Source organism: Rhizobacter sp. P2_H3 (assembly GCF_056403355.1).
In genome coordinates, this window is sequence record NZ_JBFUFQ010000358.1 from 1 (window position 1) to 3,992 (window position 3,992).

1 protein-coding gene and 1 pseudogene are annotated in these 3,992 nt (G+C 69.0%); one reads left to right on the plus strand and one right to left on the minus strand.

The features are described from left to right. A pseudogene (locus AC1D1T_RS30740) lies at positions 1–2,266 on the minus strand (heme utilization protein); the annotation flags it as partial. 188 nt (positions 2,267–2,454) lie between these two features. Here AC1D1T_RS30740 and sbcB point away from each other — a divergent pair. After that, positions 2,455–3,903 (plus strand): exodeoxyribonuclease I, encoded by a 1,449-nt coding sequence (gene sbcB, locus AC1D1T_RS30745; RefSeq protein ID WP_477844998.1) that lies wholly within the window; start codon positions 2,455–2,457, stop codon positions 3,901–3,903. Positions 3,904–3,992: the final 89 nt, after the last annotated feature.

Below are 3,992 nucleotides of genomic sequence, written 5' to 3' on the forward strand. Positions count from 1 at the left end.
GTCGTGTCGTCAGCTGGCCCATCTGGTCGGAGGTCAGCGCCTCGACCTGGGCGGTGGTCCAGTTGCGCAGCGCGGCGGTGCTCAGCGCGCRCAGGTCGGCCGATTCGAGCGTCGGGATCTGGTCGGTGGTCAGCGWGGCGGCTTGCGCGGTCGACAGCGTCGCGAACTGCGTGGTCGTCAGCGCGTTCAGGTCGTCGGTGCCCAGCGTGGACAGCTGGGTCGTCGTCAGCGCGGCGACCTGGCCGGTCGTCAGCGCGGCCATCTGGTCGCTGGTCAGCGCGCCGAGCTGGTCGGAATTGAGCTGGCGCAGCGCGGCGGTGCTGATGGCACGCAGGTCGGCGGATTCGAGGTTCGGGATCTGGTCGGTGGTCAGCGCGGCGACCTGGGCGGTCGTCAGTGCGGCGAACTGGGCGGTGCTCAGCGCGCGCAGGTCATCGGATTGCAGGCCGGCGATCTGCGTCGGCGTCAGCGCGGCGACCTGGGCGGTCGACAGCGCGGCGAACTGGTTGGTCGTCAGCGCGTTCAGGTCGTCGGTGACCAGGTTGGCGAGCTGGGCGGTCGTCAGCGCGGCGACTTGCGAGGTCGTCAGCTGGGCCATCTGGTCGCTGGTCAGCGCATCGACCTGGGCGGTCGTCCAGTTGCGGATCGCGGCGGTGCTCAGCGCGCGCAGGTCCGACGATTCGAGGTGCGGGATCTGGTCGCTCGTCAGCGCGGCGGCCTGGGCCGTCGACAGCACGCCGAACTGCGTGGTGCTCAGTGCGTTCAGCGAGTCGGAGGTCAGCGAGGACAGCTGGCTGGTCGTCAGCGCGGAGATCTGGCCGGTCGTCAGCGAAGCGACCTGGTCGGAGGTCAGCGCGCCGAACTGGTCGCTGTTCAGGCCGCGGATGCCGGCGGTGCTGATGGCACGCAGGTCGGCCGATTCGAGGTTGGGGATCTGGTCGCTGGTCAGCGCGCCGACCTGGGCGGTGGTCAGCGCGGCGAACTGGGCGGTGCTCAGCGCGCGCAGGTCGTCGGATTGCAGGCCGGCGATCTGCGTCGGCGTCAGGGCCACGACCTGGGCGGTCGACAGCGCGGCGAACTGCGCGGTGTTCAGCGCGTTCAGGTCGGTGGTCGTCAGGTTGGACAGCTGCGCGGTCGTCAGGCCGGCGACCTGGGCGGTCGTCAGGGCGCCCATCTGGTCGGAGGTCAGCGCATCGATCTGCGCGGTGGTCCAGCCCTTCAGCGCGGCGGTGCTCAGCGCGCGCAGGTCGTTGGTTTCCAGCGTCGGGATCTGGTCGGTCGTCAGCGCGGCGGCCTGGGCGGTCGACAGCGCGGCGAACTGCGTGGTCGTCAGCGCGTTCAGGTCATCGGTGCCCAGCGTGGACAGCTGGGTGGTCGTCAGTGCGGCGACCTGGCCGGTGGTGAGGGCGGCGAACTGGTCGCTGGTCAGCGAGCCGAGCTGGTCGGAATTGAGCTGGCGCAGCGCGGCCGTCGAGATCGCACGCAGGTCGGCGGATTCGAGGTTGGGCAACTGGTCGGTGGTCAGCGCGGCGACCTGGGCGGTCGTCAGCGCGGCGTATTGCGCGGTGGTCAGCGCGCGCAGGTCATCGGACTGCAGGCCGGCGATCTGCGTCGGGGTCAGGGCGACGACCTGGGCGGTGGACAGCGCGGCGAACTGCGCGGTGTTCATCGCGTTCAGGTCGTCGGTGACCAGGTTGGCCAGCTGGGCGGTCGTCATCGCCGACACCTGCGAGGTGGTCAGCTGGCCCATCTGGTCGGAGGTCAGCGCATCGATCTGCGCGGTCGACAGGTTGCGGATCGCGGCCGAGCTCAGCGAGCGCAGGTCCGACGATTCGAGCGTCGGGATCTGGTCGGAGGTCAGTGCCGCAGCCTGCGCGGTGGTCAGCGCGGCGAACTGGTTGGTCGTCAGCGCGTTCAGGTCGTCGGTGCCGAGCTGCGAGATCTGCAGCGTCGTCAGCGCGGCGACCTGGGCGGTGGTCAGCGCGRCGAACTGGTCGGAGCCGAAGGCGCCCAGCTGGTCGGAGTTCAGGGCGCGCAGCGTGGCCGAGCTGAGGGCGCGCAGGTCCTGCGTTTCCATCACGGCGAGTTCGGCGGTGCCGATCGCGGAGACGTTGGTCGACGGGATCGCGGCGACCTGGCTGGTCGTCAGTGCCTGGAACTGCGCCGTGTTGAAGGCGGCCCAGTCCTCGGTCGTCAGCCCGGCAATGGACTTCGTCGACAAGCCGGCGATCTGAGCGGTCGTCAGGAACTGAATGATGCTGGCCATGAAGGGCGTCCTTTGAGTGGTATTCGTTTGCGGGGTCGGCTGGTGTGCGTGCACCTGCTCCAAACCGGACCCAGTCAAACGGGAATATCGGATACATGTGACGAACCCTTAAGGTGCAAATGAAGCGCGGATACGGTGCTGTTCGCGCAATCCGTCTGGTTTTGGCCGGTGCTGGTAGATTGCGCGCCATGACCGATTTCACGTTCCTCTGGCACGACTACGAAACCTTCGGCCGCGTGCCGCGCCATGACCGGCCGGCGCAGTTCGCCGGCATCCGCACCGATGCCGAGCTGAACGAGGTGGCGGGCGGCGAGCTGATGGTGTACTGCCGGCCGACGCCGGACTACTTGCCCGATCCGGAGTCGTGCCTGCTGACCGGCATCCTTCCGCAGACCTGCCTGGAGCGCGGCGTGCCGGAGCACGAGTTCGCCGATGCGATCGAGGCGCAGCTGGCGCAGCCCGGCACGGTGGGCGTGGGCTACAACACGATCCGTTTCGACGACGAGGTGACGCGCCACCTGTTCTGGCGCAACCTGATCGACCCTTACGCGCGCGAGTGGCAGAACCAGTGCGGGCGCTGGGACCTGCTCGACGTGGTGCGGCTGACCTGGGCGCTGCGGCCGGAGGGCATCACCTGGCCGACGCACGAGGACGGCCGGCCGTCGTTCAAGCTGGAGCACCTGACGGCGGCGAACGGCCTGGCGCACGATGCGGCGCACGATGCGTTGTCGGACGTGCGGGCGACGATCGCGCTGGCGAAGCTGATCAAGTCGCGCCAGCCGCGGCTGTGGGATTTCGCACTGAAGCTGCGCAGGAAGGACGAGGTGATCCAGGAGATGGGGGTGGGGCGGCCGTTCCTGCACATCTCGGGCATGTACGGCGTGGAGCGCGGCTGCATGGCGCTGGTGTGGCCGCTGGCGCCGCACCCGAGCAACAAGAATGAAGTGATCGTGTGGGACCTGGCGAGCGACCCGGCGGAATTGTTCACGCTGGATGTCGAGACGATCCGGCTGCGCATGTTCAGCAAGGCCGACGACCTGCCCGAGGGCGTGGCGCGGCTGCCGATCAAGACGATCCACATCAACAAGTCACCGATGGTGATCGGCAATCTGAAGACGCTGAGCGATGCGGTGGCGGCGAAGTGGGGCGTCGACGTGCCGCGCGCGCTGGCGCATGCGGAGGTGGCCGCGAAGCAGGGCCATCTGCTGGCCGGCATGTGGCCGGCGGTGTTCGAGCGGCCGGCGCCGAGTGCGAAGCCGGACGTCGACGAGGATTTGTACGGCGGCTTCGTCGGCAATGAAGATCGCAAGGCGCTGCAGCGGCTGCGCGGGTTGTCGCCGCAGCAGCTGGCCGACAAGCGACCGGCGTTTGCGGACCCGCGGCTGGCCGAGATCCTCTTCCGTTACCGGGCCCGCAATTTCCCGGAGACGCTCAGCGAGGCCGAGCAGGCGCAGTGGCTGGAGCACCGGGTGCACAAGCTGCACGACGGGGCGGGTGGGGCGCTGACGCTGCAGGCCTTCTTCGACCGCATTGATGCGTTGCAGGAATCCGAAGCGCTGGCCGAGGACGAACGCGCCCAGGACATCCTGGGTGCACTGGTCGACTACGCCACCGAGATTGCACCGGAGCGTGACTGATTCCGCTGCGGCGCGTCGCGGCGGGTGAGGGGATGGGCTGGGGGCTCAGCCTCGGCGGTCGGCCCTGGCGGGCCGACTCCACGAAGAAG

Bases quoted from the DNA above. Each gene is read 5' to 3' on its own strand.
- sbcB (WP_477844998.1), top strand. From the start codon at position 2,455: ATGACCGATTTCACGTTCCTCTGGCACGACTACGAAACCTTCGGCCGC.